This window comes from Qipengyuania sp. L-5Y, from assembly GCF_056859455.1.
Genome location: NZ_JBSXOM010000024.1, coordinates 75,891 through 91,882, shown reverse-complemented (window position 1 = coordinate 91,882; position 15,992 = coordinate 75,891). Strand labels below are relative to the sequence as shown.

17 protein-coding genes are annotated in these 15,992 nt (G+C 61.6%); 12 read left to right on the top strand and 5 right to left on the bottom strand.

All coding sequences use genetic code 11. From position 1 onward, the window contains the following. Positions 1–26 precede the first annotated feature (26 nt). The 6 genes from AC13F2_RS04880 to AC13F2_RS04855 are packed head-to-tail and all read left to right on the top strand — an operon-like array spanning position 27 to position 4,029. On the top strand, positions 27–581 hold the full coding sequence (locus tag AC13F2_RS04880) for a TspO/MBR family protein (RefSeq protein WP_103023164.1): 555 nt from the start codon (positions 27–29) through the stop codon (positions 579–581). 31 nt (positions 582–612) lie between these two features. Continuing rightward, the gene (locus tag AC13F2_RS04875) at positions 613–861 is read left to right on the top strand and encodes an accessory factor UbiK family protein (RefSeq protein ID WP_103023165.1); all 249 of its coding nucleotides are present in this window, start codon (positions 613–615) and stop codon (positions 859–861) included. 60 nt (positions 862–921) lie between these two features. Beyond that, positions 922–1,170, top strand: coding sequence for a hypothetical protein (locus AC13F2_RS04870; RefSeq protein ID WP_103023166.1), 249 nt, complete (start codon positions 922–924; stop codon positions 1,168–1,170). A 26-nt stretch (positions 1,171–1,196) separates the two neighbouring features. Beyond that, positions 1,197–1,796, top strand: coding sequence for a DNA repair protein RecO (recO, locus tag AC13F2_RS04865; RefSeq protein ID WP_482600923.1), 600 nt, complete (start codon positions 1,197–1,199; stop codon positions 1,794–1,796). Continuing rightward, entirely contained in the window at positions 1,793–2,860 is a 1,068-nt protein-coding gene (leuB, locus tag AC13F2_RS04860) for a 3-isopropylmalate dehydrogenase (protein ID WP_482964100.1), read from the top strand. The genes recO and leuB overlap by 4 nt, the downstream gene beginning before the upstream one ends. A gap of 32 nt (positions 2,861–2,892) precedes the next feature. Continuing rightward, positions 2,893–4,029 (top strand): glycosyltransferase family 2 protein, encoded by a 1,137-nt coding sequence (locus AC13F2_RS04855; RefSeq protein WP_482964101.1) that lies wholly within the window; start codon positions 2,893–2,895, stop codon positions 4,027–4,029. A 22-nt stretch (positions 4,030–4,051) separates the two neighbouring features. Here the strand turns inward: AC13F2_RS04855 and AC13F2_RS04850 are convergent, their stop codons facing one another. Together AC13F2_RS04850 and AC13F2_RS04845 are read right to left on the bottom strand one after the other, a co-directional pair. After that, positions 4,052–5,323, bottom strand: coding sequence for a phospholipid carrier-dependent glycosyltransferase (locus AC13F2_RS04850; protein WP_482964102.1), 1,272 nt, complete (start codon positions 5,321–5,323; stop codon positions 4,052–4,054). 43 nt (positions 5,324–5,366) lie between these two features. Beyond that, positions 5,367–5,753: a hypothetical protein gene (locus AC13F2_RS04845; RefSeq protein ID WP_482964103.1), complete on the bottom strand. Its 387-nt coding sequence runs from the start codon at positions 5,751–5,753 to the stop codon at positions 5,367–5,369. Between the two features lie 87 nt (positions 5,754–5,840). Between AC13F2_RS04845 and AC13F2_RS04840 the strand changes: the two genes are divergently transcribed. Next, complete coding sequence (locus AC13F2_RS04840) at positions 5,841–6,365, top strand: TetR/AcrR family transcriptional regulator (RefSeq protein ID WP_482964104.1); 525 nt, start codon at positions 5,841–5,843, stop codon at positions 6,363–6,365. A 41-nt stretch (positions 6,366–6,406) separates the two neighbouring features. Then, complete coding sequence (locus tag AC13F2_RS04835; RefSeq protein ID WP_482964105.1) at positions 6,407–7,612, top strand: trans-sulfuration enzyme family protein; 1,206 nt, start codon at positions 6,407–6,409, stop codon at positions 7,610–7,612. Here the strand turns inward: AC13F2_RS04835 and AC13F2_RS04830 are convergent. Then, positions 7,609–8,022, bottom strand: coding sequence for a DUF6628 family protein (locus AC13F2_RS04830; protein ID WP_272020288.1), 414 nt, complete (start codon positions 8,020–8,022; stop codon positions 7,609–7,611). The two genes, AC13F2_RS04835 and AC13F2_RS04830, sit on opposite strands and share 4 nt — an antisense overlap. Before the next feature lie 502 nt (positions 8,023–8,524). Here AC13F2_RS04830 and apaG point away from each other — a divergent pair. Beyond that, a complete protein-coding gene (gene apaG, locus AC13F2_RS04825) occupies positions 8,525–8,923 on the top strand; it encodes a Co2+/Mg2+ efflux protein ApaG (protein ID WP_103023442.1) in 399 nt (132 codons plus the stop codon). A 3-nt stretch (positions 8,924–8,926) separates the two neighbouring features. On the opposite strand, the gene AC13F2_RS04820 is transcribed toward apaG, so the two are convergent. After that, a complete protein-coding gene (locus AC13F2_RS04820) occupies positions 8,927–10,453 on the bottom strand; it encodes a Ppx/GppA phosphatase family protein (protein ID WP_482964106.1) in 1,527 nt (508 codons plus the stop codon). After that, positions 10,450–12,615 (bottom strand): RNA degradosome polyphosphate kinase, encoded by a 2,166-nt coding sequence (locus tag AC13F2_RS04815; RefSeq protein WP_482964107.1) that lies wholly within the window; start codon positions 12,613–12,615, stop codon positions 10,450–10,452. The genes AC13F2_RS04820 and AC13F2_RS04815 overlap by 4 nt, the downstream gene beginning before the upstream one ends. Before the next feature lie 132 nt (positions 12,616–12,747). Between AC13F2_RS04815 and AC13F2_RS04810 the strand changes: the two genes are divergently transcribed. The 3 genes from AC13F2_RS04810 to AC13F2_RS04800 all read left to right on the top strand — a co-directional run bounded on the left by AC13F2_RS04810 (position 12,748) and on the right by AC13F2_RS04800 (position 15,977). Then, a complete protein-coding gene (locus AC13F2_RS04810) occupies positions 12,748–13,545 on the top strand; it encodes a LysR family transcriptional regulator (protein ID WP_482964108.1) in 798 nt (265 codons plus the stop codon). A 228-nt stretch (positions 13,546–13,773) separates the two neighbouring features. Continuing rightward, positions 13,774–15,348, top strand: coding sequence for a Tad domain-containing protein (locus AC13F2_RS04805; protein ID WP_196846429.1), 1,575 nt, complete (start codon positions 13,774–13,776; stop codon positions 15,346–15,348). Next, the gene (locus tag AC13F2_RS04800; RefSeq protein WP_482964109.1) at positions 15,345–15,977 is read left to right on the top strand and encodes a TadE/TadG family type IV pilus assembly protein; all 633 of its coding nucleotides are present in this window, start codon (positions 15,345–15,347) and stop codon (positions 15,975–15,977) included. Before AC13F2_RS04805 ends, AC13F2_RS04800 begins: the two co-directional genes overlap by 4 nt. Positions 15,978–15,992: the final 15 nt, after the last annotated feature.

Sequence of the window (15,992 nt, the reverse complement as noted above, 5' to 3'; positions counted from 1 at the left end):
AAACGAATCGTTGACGGGGTAAATGGATGAACATGCTGGCGTCGCGCGGGCAGCTGCGCGCAAGTTTCATTCGGTGGGCGCTCTTCACCGTGCCACTTTGCGTGTTGCTTGGATTTCTGGCGGGACGATTGGGCAGCCCGGACACGGCATGGTTCGCTGCTCTGGAGAAGCCCGGCATTTTCCCAGAACCCAAGTGGTTCGGCATCGTGTGGACGATTCTCTACATCATGATCGGGCTCGCCGTGGCGGTAGTCGCATCGGCCTGGGGGGCCCGGGGACGCAGCACCGCGCTGTGGGTTTTCGCCATCCATTTCCTGCTCAACCTGTCGTGGAGCTATGTCTTTTTCGGCGCGCAGCAGATCACCGGCGGGCTGATCGTCCTGGCGCTGATCGTGCTGACCCTGCTGGCGGTGATCGCGCTGTTCTGGCGCGTGCGCAAGCTGGCGGGGGCCCTGCTGCTGCCGTACCTCGCCTGGGTCCTGTTCGCGAGCGTGCTGAACTATCAGTTCCTCCAGCTCAATCCCGATGCCGACGGCGGCGATGCCAATGGCGCGGTCGAACGCGTGCGCATCGGCAATTGATACGGGCGGGGTCTGCGCCTAGATAGCAGCCATGCAAAGCCAGAACCCCATGATCGCCGATTTCGTCAAACTCGCCAATTCGGCGGCCGGAACCCTTGCCGGCATGGGCCGCGAAGCGCGCGACGCTGCGCGCGAACGCGCCAAGGAAACCTTTGGCGGCATGGATTTTGTCAGCCGCGAGGAATTCGACGCGGTCAAGACGATGGCCAGCAAGGCACGCGAAGAGGCCGAGGATCTCAAGGCCCGCGTAACCGCGCTCGAAGCCCGTATCGGAAGCTGACGAGGGCCGCGGGAACCCGCTGCCAATTCAGGGTGTTGCAGTTCCCGAAAGGGGCTGCACATGTTTACCCAGCTCAATCCCCCGATACCCTTGCACGTTCTAGGGAAAGGTGACGGCTACGCTCTGGCCGTGATCGATTACGGCCAGGAGCATAATCTGATCTGGGTCACCGCCATCGACGATACGGGCGAGATCTGGTGCGCACCCAATCCGGAAATTCGCATGCAGGCCAACTGGAGCATGGGGCGCGGCAAGGGTCTGGCCGTGGCTGCATCGAAGGAAGCGCTGCGCCAGCAAGTCTCGACTTGAGCATCCGTTAGCTTAAGGCGGGGGCCATGCACCTCACCGCACCCGCCATTCTGGTCGCAGCCCGCCCGCATGGGGAAACGGCGGTGATCGCACGGATGCTGACCGAAGAGAGCGGCCTGGTTGCCGCCTATGTCGCAGGAGGACGGGGGCGGCAATTGCGCCCCGTCGTTATCCCGGGCAATCTGGTGCAGGCCGATATTCGTGCCAAGTCGGACAGCCAGTTGCCGTTCGCTCGGCTGGAACTGGTAACGAGCCGTGGGCCATGGCTGAGCGAGCCGCTGCCCGCCGCCGCCATCGCCTGGGTCACCGCGCTGACGGCCAGCGTGCTGCCGGAACGCAATGCCTATCCCGCGCTCTACGGTGCGCTCGGCGGATTGCTCGATGCGATCTGTTCGGCGCAGGCGGCGCGGCAGTGGGTAGAGGCGCTGGCCGTGTACGAGGCGCTGATGCTGCGCGAACTCGGCTATGGCGGAGAACGCCCGGCGATAGCGAACCTTGGGCAGGCCTTGGAAATTCTCGACCGGCAGGAGCCCCTTATCGCACGCTACCTGCTTGCCGATACCCGCACCGACGTCCTAGCTGCACGGCAACTCTTGCGGCAGCGACTGGCACGGATGGTAGAATGAAAATTGCGGTATTTGCAGGTGACGGGATCGGGCCGGAAGTAACGGCACAGGCGCTGCGCGTGCTGGACGAACTTTCCCTTCCCGGGCTGACCCTGTTCGAAGGCGATGTAGGTGCCGTCGCCTATCGCCGCCACGGCCAGCCCCTGCCGGACGAAACGCTGGAGATGGCGCGGGCGGCCGATGCCGTTCTGTTCGGAGCCGTCGGCGATTTTTCGTGCGACGATCTGCCGCGCCACCTGCGCCCGGAGCAAGCCATTCTGGGCCTGCGCAGCGAGCTGGGCCTGTTTGCCAATCTGCGCCCGGCGGCCGGTTTTCCGGGGCTGGAGCATCTGTCGTCGCTCAAGCCCGAGATTGCGCGCAGTATCGACGTGCTGGTGGTGCGCGAACTGAACGGTGACGTGTATTTCGGCGACAAGGGCGAGCGGGCGAGCGCCGGCGGCCGTGAAGGGTGGGATGCCATGTCCTATAACGAAGCCGAAGTGCGCCGCATTGCGCAAACCGCCTTCCGGGCCGCGATGGGGCGGGGCAAGAGGCTGACCAGCGTGGACAAGGCCAATGTGCTGGAAACCAGCCGCATCTGGCGCGAAACGGTGATCGACGTCGCCAAGGATTATCCCGAGGTCACGCTGGATCACATGTATGTCGACAATGCTGCCATGCAGATGGTGAAGGCCCCCGGGCAGTTCGACACGATCGTCACCGGTAATCTGTTCGGCGATATTCTTTCCGATCAGGCCAGCGCCTGTGTCGGATCGATTGGACTGCTGGCCAGCGCGAGCCTGGGCGAACGCCAGACCGAACATGGCACGTTCGGCCTTTACGAGCCGATCCACGGCAGCGCGCCCGATATTGCGGGGCAGGGCAAGGCCAATCCGGTTGCCGCCGTGCTGAGCCTTGCCATGCTGCTGCGCCATTCGCTCGGCCGGGAGGAAGAAGCGGTACGCGTGGAGCGCGCGGTGGAGGGTATCCTTGCCGACGGAGTATTCGGCGGAGATCTGGGCGGCAATGCCACAACCGGCCAAATTGGCGATGCGATTGTTAGCAAGCTGCTAACCATATCTTGAGGATTGCGGCATAAGCGGGTGAAGCAATGGACATGAACCCGGAAACGCAGCCTTCCATGGCCTCCACCTCCGCAGCCACCGCTCTCGAGCTGGCGATAATTCTTCCCACTCTCAACGAGCGGGACAATCTTGCCCCGCTGGTAGAGCGGATCGAAGGCGCGCTGGGCCGGTCCGGCTGGGAAGTCCTGATCGTGGACGACAATTCCGCCGACGGCACCAGTGACGAGGCGCGCCGCCTTTCCCTGTCCGATCCGCGCGTGCGGGTCATCCAGCGGATCGGTCGCCGCGGCCTGTCGAGCGCCGCTATCGAAGGGTTTTGCGCCACCGCTGCGCCCTATGTGGCGGTGATGGACGCCGACCATCAGCACGATCCCAAATTGCTGGTCGAGATGCTGGCAGCCGTGAAATCGGGCGAGGCCGATGTCGCCGTGGCCAGCCGCTTTGCCGAAGGCGCGAGCATGGCCGAATGGAACCGGCCCGACCGCGAAAAGCTTTCGAGCGTGGCCAACACGCTTGCCCGCAAATTGACCGGGGTCGATTTGTCCGACCCGATGAGCGGATTTTTCCTGCTGCGCAGCGCCACGGCGCGCGAGCTGGTGCCCGGCCTTTCGGGGATCGGTTTCAAGATCCTGCTCGACCTGCTCGCCACTTCCGAAACACCGCTCAAGGTGAAGGACTTCCCGATGAATTTCTCCGCCCGCCGTTCCGGCGAAAGCAAGCTCGACCGGGCGATCGCCCTCGATTTCCTGGCCGGTCTTTACGACAAGAGCTTCGGCCGGGTCATTCCGACGCGCTTTGCGCTGTTCGGCACGGTCGGGGTCATCGGCGTGGGTGTCCACATGGCGATCCTCTATGCCTTCATGCTGGTGGGCGGCGCGAATTTCAGCTGGAGCCAGGCGGTCGCGACCTTCGGCGCGATGACGTTCAATTTCTGGCTCAACAACTTCCTCACCTATCGCGACCGGCGCCTGAAAGAAGCGAACAAGGTATTCTGGGGCTGGGTCAGCTTCATCGCCGCCTGTTCCATCGGCGCCTTCGCCAATGTGGCCGTGGCAACGACGCTGCACGATCGCGGGTTGCCGACCGTCGTGGCCGCGCTGGTCGGCATCGGCATCGGTTCGGTCTGGAATTATGCCCTGTCCAGCCGCTTCGTCTGGGGACGGTACTGACCCGCGGAAGCTGACAGCGGCGCTAGCGCCAGCTTGCGAGCCAGGTCCAGACCTTGAAACTGTCGGGCCCGGCGAGCGGTGCGGCGCTGATGATCGGGTAGAACCAGGCGAACATCAGCACGCTGCCGATTACGGGCGCAAGCGCGGATTTGCGCCAGCCATTGCGCCATAGCGCATCGCAGGCCAGCGCCAGTGCGGCGAGCAGGGCCATACTGGGCAGGCTGTAATGGTAATAGAACTGCACCGGCTTGTTGGCGAAGATCCAGAAAGCCAGGCTGACGGTGTAGACGACCACCGCGCCGAGGGCGGCCCAGTAGCGGCGCACCGCGCCATGCCAGGCACACCATGCGAGGGCCGGGAGGCCGAGAATCATGGTCAGCGGATTGCCGATCAGCATGATGCCGCGCTGCACCCCGTCGACCGGTTCGTAGAGATACCAGATCGCGCGGGCATTCAGCACCCATTGTTCCCAGGTCGACTGATAGGGATGCGGCTTGAGCACGTTTTCCTGCTGCATGAGCATGAACTGGTGGTGGAAGATCAACCCTTCGGTGATGGGATTTTCACGAAAGAAGAAGGCCGGCAGGAAGCTGGCGGCGTAGACGGCCAGCGGAACGACGCCGAGCCATAGCGCGGCTTCGACCAGCGTCGTGCCGGGAACTGGTGCGCCGCGGCGGCTGAGGAACAGGCGGCGACGCCCCGCTGCTGCGCGGGCAAAGAAGAACACCAGACCCGGCAGCATGGCCACCGTGATCGCATTCCATTTGGCCCCCATGGCAAGACCCAGTGCGATGCCCGTCAGCGCCAGACGCCAGCGCCCCTGTTCCGGCTGCCGGATCGCCGCGGCGAACTGCCATGCGGCGACGCACAGGAAGGTCAGGTAGAAAATATCCAGCATCGCGATGCGGGCATGGATGAAGAGGTGGAAGCCGGTCGCCACCAGAACGCCGTAGGAAAGCGTTGCGAAACGGCTTTGCGTGCCGAACCACAGCGCGCGCATCGCGGCGAACAGGGCCAGCGTTCCGAACAGGGTCGGCAGCAGGCGCCAGCCCCAGGGATTGTCGCCGAACAGGGTGATGCCGAGCGCGATCAGTTCCTTGCCGACCAGTGGATGTTCGCGGTTTATGAATGTGCCCAGCGTCAGAAACTCGCGCGCGGCGGGCAGATAATGGACCTCGTCGAAATAGGGATGGGTGACGACGGTCAGGAACGGCAGGCAGCCCAGCAGGAAGGCGAGCGCCAGCGCGGCGCACCAGCGGATCGGGTCCTTGGGTTGCTCTGGCGCGCGGCTCATCACCTGCTGGCTTAGAAAAGCCGCGCGTGCGCATCAAGCGGGATCAGTGAGTTGTGCGCTTCTCCAGCCAGAACAGGCGTGCGACCATGGCCAGCAGGCCGATGCTGGCGGTGAGCGCGGTGAAGATCACCCATGGCACGATGTTCATTCCCGCTGCGCGGGCGCGGGGAACGACGAAGAACAGCGCGGTGCCTGTCGCGAACAGCAGGTCCCACCACACCTGTACGCCCCACAGGTTGGTGGTGTGATTGGTCCAGACGAGCACCACGCCTTCCTTGAAGATGGTGATCGCGGTGTAGCCGAAGAAGGCAGCGGACAGCACTGCGGCCAACAGGGCGCTGCCCGTCGCCTCGCGATTGGTGAGCACATGGGCGATGACGAGCAGGATGGCGACCGCGCCGCCTGCAGCGAGGAGTTCATAGGACGTCATGGCAGCATCTCCCGAATGTATGTAGCGAGTGCTACACTTGTAGCGATTCGTAGCGTTCGCTACAAGTCGGGAATGGCGCCCAACCGTATGTCCCGCGAAACCCTTCTTCCCATGCTGGCAGGATATGTGCTGGAGAACGGCCTTGCCGATGTCTCGCTTCGCCCGCTGGCGAAGACGGCGGGAACGAGCGACCGGATGCTGCTCTATCATTTCGGCAGCAAGGAGGAACTGGTGGCCGGGCTGCTGGAATATCTGGCCAGCCTCTATGCCGCCACGCTCGACGCGGCTTTTCCCGATGGTGCAGCAACGTCGCGGCGTTCGCTCGCCGAGGCGGTTCTCAGGACCACGGCACAACCGGACTTTGCCCCTTTCATGCGGGTGTGGTGGGACATCGTTGCAGGATGCGCGGACGGTAATGCCCACTATCTCGCCAGCGCCGGAGCGATGGCCGACAGGCTGCTGGAATGGATCGAGACGCATCTGCCGACCGACGACCCCAACCCCGTTGCGGGCGCACGAGCGGTGCTCGCGGTAATCGAAGGGGCCATGATGCTGCGGACCATCGGGCGCGGCGATATCGGTGAAGCGGGGCTTGCCGTGCTGGAATCCTAATCTGCTTGCGGGGCGGGGCCTCCGTGCTATCTCGCCGCGCTATGAAAAAGACTACTGGCATGGACCGTTCCGTCACCTCCAAATGGCGCCCCGCGACGCAGGCCGTGCGCGGCGGCACGTGGCGTAGCGAGCAGGGCGAGACCAGCGAGGCACTGTTCCTCACCAGCGGCTATACCTATGACGATGCGCAGACCGTCGCCGATCGCTTTGCCGGCGAAGCGGCTGGAATGACCTATTCACGCCTCCAGAACCCGACCGTCGCGATGCTGGAGGAGCGTATCGCGCTGATGGAAGGGGCCGAGGCCTGCCGTGCGCAGGCGAGCGGCATGGCCGCGATGACGACTGCGCTCTTGTGCCAGGTTTCCGCTGGCGACCACGTGGTCGGCGCGCGGGCCGCCTTCGGTTCGTGCCGCTGGCTGCTCGATCACCTGCTGCCGCGCTTCGGGATCGAGACAACAGTCGTCGACAGTGCGGACGATGATGCATGGGAAGCTGCGATCCGGCCGAACACAAAGGTCTTCTTCTTCGAAACGCCGGCGAACCCGACGCTCGACGTGGTCGATCTGGCGCATGTCTGCGGGGTTGCGCGCGCGCATGGCATTACCACCGTCGTCGACAATGCCTTTGCCACCAGCGCACTTCAGAAACCGATGGAATTCGGCGCGGATGTGGTTGCCTATAGCGCGACAAAGCTGATGGATGGCCAGGGCAGGGTGCTGGCGGGTGCCGTGTGCGGGTCGCAGGAATGGATCGACGAGGTCCTGCTGCCGTTCCAGCGGAATACCGGCCCGAACATTTCGCCTTTCAATGCCTGGGTCGTGCACAAGGGGCTGGAAACGCTCGACCTGCGCGCGCGCAGGCAGAGCGAGAATGCAGTGGAACTGGGCAAGTTCGTGGAAAGCCGCGTACCCAAGATCCTGCACCCGGGGCTGCCAAGCCACCCACGCCATGAACTGGCGCAGGCGCAGATGGTCGCCACCGGGCCCATCTTCGCGCTGGACGTGGGGGATCGGGCCACAGCCTTCGCCCTGCTCGACGCGCTGGAACTGATCGATATTTCGAACAATATCGGGGATGCACGCAGCCTCATGTGCCATCCCGCGAGTACCACCCACGCCGGCATGAGCCAGGAAGCACGCGACGAGATGGGCGTGACCGAAGGACTGCTGCGCATCAATGTCGGGCTGGAAGATGTCGAGGACATCAAGGAAGACCTCGACCGCGCCTTGGCGACAGCGGGGCTCTAGCGTCGCCAGCGATTGCGGGTGGCGATCCGCTCCAGTTCCTCGCCCAGAGCATGGGCAGTCGTCATGGCGACCGGACAGGAGGAATCGTCGGTGAGCACGCCATGGACGTCCAGTCCGGCGCCGCTGACGAGTGCCATCAGCAGCCCTTCGTCGCGCGTCATCCCCGCTGCACAGCAGGGGGCAAGGAGGATGCGGCGCTGCGAAGTCCGGGCCAGATCGACAATCAGCGCCCGTGCCAGCACCAGAAGCTTGCGGAAATCGGTGCCGCCGGCGTCGAGGGCTAGCATGGTCGCCCGTGCGTCATGCAGACCGTGACCTGCCATTCTTCGCAGTATGACGAGCCCCAAGGTCTGATGCCGTCGTGCGGGGAGGGGAAGCTCGAGAGCGGTCGAATCATGCGGATGGGCCATGCGATCTCCTTCGCGGCCCATAGTATGCAAATGATAATCATTCGCAAGTGACGAATTCGAGGTTTTCCTGTTCAGGCGGTCCTGAAAGGGCGTTGAAGGGAATAGAAGCTTTGAAAGTTGGCGCTGGGATCACCGTCCGCGGCATGACCCACGGGAATTGAATCGCTGCCGAGAGATAATAAAAGAGACGTCGGTCAGAGTACCAGCAGGGCCATTCCCGCAATCGGCGCGATGAGCGCCAGATTGACGAACGAATCTCCGCAGTGGTCGCGGGCCAGTTGCCCGAAGAATGCGATGATCATGTTCAATCCCCCGATTGCCGCAGTCCGGGCTCGCCCGAAACCGCTGTCGGGGGCATGTCTAGAGCCCGCCTCTTAGGAGACTGTCACGAGTCACGGTAAAGCGGAATTAACCTTTCAAAGGCCCTCGGGGCCGCGTGTATCGGGGAAATTCCTGCGCACATACTTGCACAAGGGGATCAGGGCATTAGGTTGGCCATGTGATCAAGGAGCTTTTCCAGCATGCCGCAATGACCGACGGGATAACCGTACGGGTCGCGGTGAACTTCCTGCCCGAACAATCCCGCCCAGAGGCCGGGAAATGGTTCTGGGTTTATCACATCCGTATCGAAAACGGTTCGCACGAGCGCGTCCAGCTAATCACCCGTCACTGGCGGATAACCGATGGGGCGGGCATGGTCAGCCATGTCGACGGGGAAGGCGTGGTCGGTGAAAAGCCCGTCCTTATGCCTGGTCAGAGCCACGATTACGTATCGGGTTGCCCACTGGATACGCCGCATGGCTCGATGGAAGGGTTCTATACATTCCACGCGGAAGACGGGTCGCCAATGGAAGTGCGCATCCCGTTCTTTCCGCTCGCGGCGCCTGCCACCGCAAACTGAAGCTCATTCTTCCTCTTCGCTCAGTTCGGAAACCGCGAAGCTTCCAATTTTTATCTTCGGCTTGAGGTCCAGCCATTCGGCCAGGATTTCGAAATCGCGCGTCGCGGGATAGATCGCGAGAGCTGCGCGGCTTTCGTCCAGACGCAGGACCAGGCTCTTCTTCTTGCGTTTCAGAGCGCTGGTGGTGAGCGACATCCTGCTGCCACCCCCCAATCGGCGTGCGAGGCGGAAACCCAGCCCCCAGGTTACACCCTCGCGCAAGTCGTCGTCACTGGCGAGGACGCGCAGCCTTTCGGGCAACTCGGTGCGGCCCATGCTGCCGAACAGCGCGGCGCAGATCATTGCGCGGCCCCTTGCATCCAAATCGATCCAGCGCTTGCCCAGCGACCATTCGATCGCATGGCTGTCGCGCAGATTGGGTTCCACCCGCTGCAGTGCGCCGGACAATTGCGCTGCGGCCAGGCGCAGACGTTCGTTCAGCGTTCCATCGCCGTCGGCGAGATCGACTGTCCAGGCCGCTAGTAAAGTCGCTTCGGTGATCGATGCATCGCGAGGAGCGGCATAGGCTGTCACACCCGCCAGAAGCGGGTCGGCCTGCATCTGCCCGGGTTCGAGCCGTGAATAGAGCAAACCTTCGCGCAGGCCCCAAGACGAGAACACCAGTTCGTCCGGACCGATCTCGTCCAGCAGCGGGCAGAGCAGGGCCGCGGCATCGGGCAGATAATTGGCGCGCATCGGGCTGATGCCGGAGATGTCGATCAGCTTTTCCGGATCGGCCGCGACGAGTTCCTTCGCCAGCCGGCGGGCATCGTCTGGCAGCAGTGAAAAGCCATGCGGATCGGTCAGCGGGTATTCGATGTATCGCATGGCGTAAGCCGCAAGCGCGCGCCATGTGCCGCCGACCATATACATCGGGCCGGTGTGGGCAGCGGCCCAGCCGACCGATGCGAGCTGTTCGTGCACTGCGCTTTCGAATGCTTCCGGGCCTTCCGCGCGAAGCGCGGGCAGGCGAAGGGTGCCCAGCCTCAGGCTCGACGCTTCGCGACAGTCATTGTCGGCGATCGAAACCAGTTCGAGGCTGCCCCCGCCGAGATCGGCGACGACACCCTGCGCACCGGGAAAGGCCCCCAGAGCGCCCATGGCCGAAGCACATGCCTCTTCCTCGCCCGACAGAAGGCGTGGTGTCAGCCCGAGTTTCGCGACGGCTTGCAGGAATTCCCCGCCATTTTCCGCATCGCGGGCCGCTGCGGTTGCAACGGTCTGCACATCTTCCACGCCGAGATCGGAAATGATGAGCGAATAGCGCGCGAGAGCAGCGAGCGCCTCGTCCCATGCTTCCTGCGGGATCCGTCCGCTATTGGAAAGGTCGCGGCCAAGGCGCGCAGCGACTTTCTCGTTCCAGACCACTTCGGGCGCACGCCCGGTCCCTTCGTAGATGACCATGCGCACCGTATTCGAACCGATGTCGATCACCGCGCGCGGCGGCTGGATCAGGCGGCGTTGCCATTTGGCCGAACGGGATTTGTTCATGTCTCTGCCCCTCCGAGGGTCAGGCGAGGGACTTCGTGATCGGTCAGGGCTGCCCCGCGGCCCGACAGCGATGGATTGGACATGAAGTACTGATGGCAGTTGAACCCGCCATCATCGGTCCGCATGCGCCGGTACTGGCCATCCGGGTCCAGCCTCCAGCTTTGTTCGGTATCGAGGATATTCGCCAGCATGACCTGCCCGAGCACCTGGTCGTGGACGGTCTTGTTGGTGATCGGGACCATCACTTCCACGCGATGTTCCAGATTGCGGCTCATCGCGTCGGCACTGGTGAGATAGACTTTCGCCTGGCGGCTGGGCAGCGTCTTGCCATTGGCAAACGCCCATACGCGCGAATGTTCGAGGAAGCGGCCGATGACCGACTTCACGCTGATATTCTCGGAAATGCCGGGAAGACCAGCCCTGAGCGAGCAAATGCCGCGAACCACCATGCGGATTTCCACTCCGGCGCGGCTGGCTTCGTAAAGCTTGTCGATAATCGCGCGGTTGGTGATGGAGTTGAGCTTCACCCAGATACCGGCAGGCTTGCCCGCCTTGGCATTGGCAATCTCGGCATCGATCAGTTCGTAAAGATGTTCCTGAAGGCCGATCGGCGACAGCGATATGCGTTCCAGTTGGTCGGGCTCGATATAGCCAGTGATGAAATTGAACATCTTCGCCGCGTCGCGCCCAAGCGTGGCATCGGCCGTGAAGAAGCTTAGATCGGTATAAATCTTCGCGTTCACCGGGTGATAATTGCCGGTGCCGAAGTGGCAATAGGTGCGATAGCCGTCTTCTTCGCGCCTGACGACAAGGCTGACCTTGGCGTGCGTTTTCCAGTCGGTAAATCCGTATATGACCTGCACGCCGGCACGCTCGAGCTCGCTAGCCCAGTGAATGTTGCGCTCTTCATCGAACCGGGCCTTGAGTTCGACCACGGCGGTCACTGCCTTGCCGTTCTGGGCAGCTTCGATAAGAGCCGCGATGACCGGGGACTGATCGCCTGCGCGATACAGCGTCTGCTTTATGGAAACCACGGCGGGATCGACCGCAGCCTGATGCAGGAAATCAACCACCACATCGAAGCTTTCGAAGGGATGGTGAATGACGATGTCCTTCTCGCGAATGGCGGCGAAGCAATCGCCGTCATGTTCGAGAATGCGTTCGGGATAGCGCGGACTGAAGGGTTCGAACTTCAGATCCGGGCGCGGCTCGCCGCAGATGGTGGCAAGATCGGCCAGGCCAAGCATCCCGTTCGTCTTGACGATCATCGCCTCTTCGACATCGAGCTGATCGCGCAGCAGCGCCTCGGATACCTCGTCGCAATCATCGTCCAGTTCCAGCAGCACCGTCCGGCCGCGCCGCCGCCGCTGGATGGCGGTGCGGAAATAGCGCACGAGGTCTTCGGCTTCTTCTTCGACCTCGATGTCGCTGTCGCGCAGGACGCGAAAGATGCCGTCGCCCAGCACCTTGAAACCGGGGAAAAGCTGGTCGGCAAAACGCGTCACCAGCTGTTCGATGCCCACGTAGATCGCTTCATCGCCCGGGACACGAACGAAGCGCGGTGCGCCGCTGGGGATCAGCACCATCTCGATCAGATCGGCCTGCCGCTTCCCGCGCTTAAGACGGAAGATCACCCCGATGCCCCTGTTCGCCACGAAGGGGAAAGGGTGGCTGGGATCGATCGCCTGCGGGGTGATCAGCGGCAGAATGTCGCTTTCGAAATGGCGCGCCAGCCAATTCTTGCAGTCTTTCGACAGATCGTCGATCGATGCCAGCAGGATGCCTTCCTGCGAAAGCAGATCGCGCAGGGTTTCCAGACTTGCCTGCTGACGATCTTCCAGCGCGAGCAATTGTTCGCGGATCGCGGCGAGTTGCTGGCGCGGGCTCGACCCGTCTATGCCCAGCGTTTCGATGCCGCGCTGCACCTGCCCCTCCAGCCCGGCGATCCGGACCATCGTAAACTCGTCGAGATTGCTCGCCGAGATGGACAGGAAGCGCAGCCGCTCCAGCAGCGGATACCGCTCGTTCTCGCTTTCGGCCAGGACACGGCGATTGAAGGACAGCCAGCTCAGTTCGCGATTGGTATAGCGATCCTCGGGCGCAAGCTGCGCAAGCGCTTCGGCGTCATTGGCCGCTACGCGGGAAGGGAATTCCGTACTCATCGGGCTACGAGGCGGGGGCATGGGCTTCCAATATGACGGTTGAATTACACTGTGCCCTGATGGCAGGGAAAGAAAAGGCCCTTTCTCTGCATCTTGTTTCCTGCGCCGGTCGCATTTAAGGCGCAACGCACTATGAAGCGCACCCATCTGCCCCTGAACGCCCTGCGCGTTTACGATGCCGCGGCGCGGCACCTGTCGTTCACACGCGCTGCCGACGAACTGGCGGTCACCCCGGCCGCGGTCGGCCAGCAGATCCGCGCGCTAGAGGATCATCTGGGCACCGTGCTGTTTCGTCGCACCAGCAAGGGGCTGGAACTGACACAGGAAGGCGCGGCCGGTCTGGACGCGCTGCGCGAAGGGTTTCTGAAGTTCGAAGAAAGCGTGTCTGCCATGCAGGCGGGCCAGGCTTCGGACAGTTACACGATAGCCTGCCCGCGCGAATTCTATGCGCAGTGGCTCGCACCGCGGCTGGCAAAGTTCGGGGAGGAGGATGCCGATATCCGCTTCACCTTCGTGGCGGACGAGAATGCCGATTTCACCGAAGCCAATCTCGATTGCGCCATCCGGCTGGTCGACGGGCCGGGCGACCTGCAGGGGATCGAACTGGACGAGGCTCGCCGCGTAACCGTTGCGCGTCCGGCCGAGCACGGCGGGGCGCCCGACAAGTGGATCGACTGGGGCCTGCCGCTGCAGGACGGTGTCGCTGCGCATGTCACCGTCTCCAATGCCGGACAGGCGCTGTCGTCGGCCTTGGCCGGGCTGGGCAAGGCGATCCTGCCGGAACTGCTGGCAAAGGAATCGATCGATGCCGGCAGGCTAGAGGTGCTGGACGGCCCCCATACCGGGACGCGCGCGTACTGGTTAGTTGCGCCGACGCCGCAATGGCGTACTAAAAAGGTCAGATCGCTGGTTTCGTTCCTTTCGGAATAGAAAAGGATTCCCAATTTTGAATAGATTTTCTTGCGGATGCGCATGAAAAAATCATATTTTTTCTTGGCTGGACTTTGAACTCTTTTCTCGCGCTGCGATATTCAAAAGATATTTATTTCTCTTTTGACTATTCGTCATTGTTTCGAATTTTAAGACCAAATTAACCACGAATTCCAAGCCGGGCTTAACGCGGCAATGGCTACCCCACAGCCACAGGGGGCTAGCCTAATGATCCGCACTTTGCGCAATCTACTGACCGATACCAAAGGTAATACGCTGGCGATTTTCGCCGCGGCCCTGGTGCCGCTCGTGGCGATGATCGGTAGCGGGTTGGACCTGAGCTTTGCCTATATGGCGCGCGCCAAACTGCAGAATGCGTGCGACGCTGCAGTGCTGGCTGGGCGCCAATCTATGGATGGTAATTTCTGGAAAGAGGCCAACGAGGCGGAGGCACGGAAGTTCTTCAACTTCAATTTTCCGAACGGTACTATGGGGGCGCAATCTGTCGACTTTACCGTCGGTAAGGATCCTGAAGACAATGCCCAGATTCTTGGCGTAGCCAAGGCGAATATTCCTACTGCGCTGATGCATATCTTCGGTTTTGACCATATTCCACTTGAGGCGAATTGCGATGCAAAGCGCGACTTGGGGCATAATGATGTCGTTCTGGTGCTAGACGTGACCGGATCGATGGCAAATGCCCCCTCGAGTGGTGGGGGTACAAAGATCGCCCGCCTTCAACAGGGCGCTTTGGGCCTTTATCGGGCCCTGATGAATGAGGAAAACGGGTCGATCACCCGTTTCGGGATTGTCCCATATTCCCACACCGTAAATGTCGGTGCGTCTCTCGCCGATAGCGATATTCGCGACGAAAACGACTATGTAGGCCAATGGCAATACGCCATGTGGACCAGGGATTCTGGTTGGGCTTCTTATTATGCTGCCCGGAAGCCCTCTAGCGGCTGGGCTGATGACGACCATTACATCGACAATGGCAGCTACTATTATGCGCCTAGGTGGCGAGACCGCTATGGCTCGGACAGGGGTTATGTCCGCGCGACCGACTCTTCCTGGGGTTCCAAGAGCAATTTTCGATCGTCTGGTGGATGCATTGAAGAACGGCCGAGCTACGGCAATGCCGCCGATCCGATTGCCATCAAGACCTCTATCACGTTGAACGACGTAGATATGCGCGCCAGTGGTGACACCCAACCAGAGTTACAGTTCGGACGGTATGATCCAAATATCCAGAACCGTGAAAATCAGACCGGGTGCCCTTCGCCAGCAATTCGTTTGCGGCAGTTCGCAAGCGAGAGCTCGTTTAAAAACGATGGTGTGCTGAGAGCTACTGCCAATGTGACGGGCGGCACATACCACGACGTGGGCATGCTCTGGGGCCTGCGTTTCATATCGCAAACGGGATTTTTCAATAATACATCAAAGATAGATGATGTCGCGGTCGATCAGCACATCGTATTCATGACGGACGGTATGTTGGATACCGACAAAGGGGACGGTTCGCATAATCTCTATACGGCGCATGGTCTTGAATTCTTCCAGGACCGGACGAAGGGGACCGGAACTAATCGGGCGGCACATATCGAACGGTTCCGCTCGGCGTGTAATCTAGCGAAATCCATGGGTGTCACCGTGTGGGTAATCGCGCTCGATGTCACTGACACTGATGATGTGAGGCCTTGCGCTACCACGGCCTCGCATTTCTACACCAGTGACGGATCAGATCTCGAGGAAATCTTTGAGAATATCGGTCGGGGCATCGGCAACTTGAGGCTGACGCGATGAGGGCAACTGGCAAGTTTTTCAAGCACCTGCATAGCGATAATCGCGGTGCAGCGATTATCGAGTTCGCATTTGTAGCGGGGCCAATGGTGCTATTGCTGCTGGGTGGTCTGGAACTCGGTTACAACAGCTACGTGCGTTCCACCATGCAGGGGGCGCTGAACGACGCTGCGCGTAAGGCGGCAGTGGAGTTTCCGATAATCGACGTCGAGGGCGATACCGTGTCGGAGCAGGTAGAGAACATGATCCGTACAACCGTTCAACACGTCGCACCGAAGGCCGAAGTAAAAGTCACACCGAAGAGCTATTTCGACTTTTCGGACATCGGCAATCCAGAAAAGCTCATGACCGATCATAATGGTAACGGCGAATTCGATGCAGCCGACGGTGATTGCTGGGAAGATGCAAATCGCAACGGTGCATACGACACGGACGCAGGGGGTGATGGTAACGGCGGGGCGGACGATGTCGTCCTTTACACCGCTTCGGTTTCTACGCCTCGTCTCTTGCCGCTTCACGGTTTCATACCGGGGGTTGGGCCGAATTATAAACTCACGCTCAAGACAGCCGTCCGCAACCAACCATACAAAACGCAGTCGGCACCGCCCGTTATTTGTGCGGGGGCAATTTGACATGCCTGCACAAGT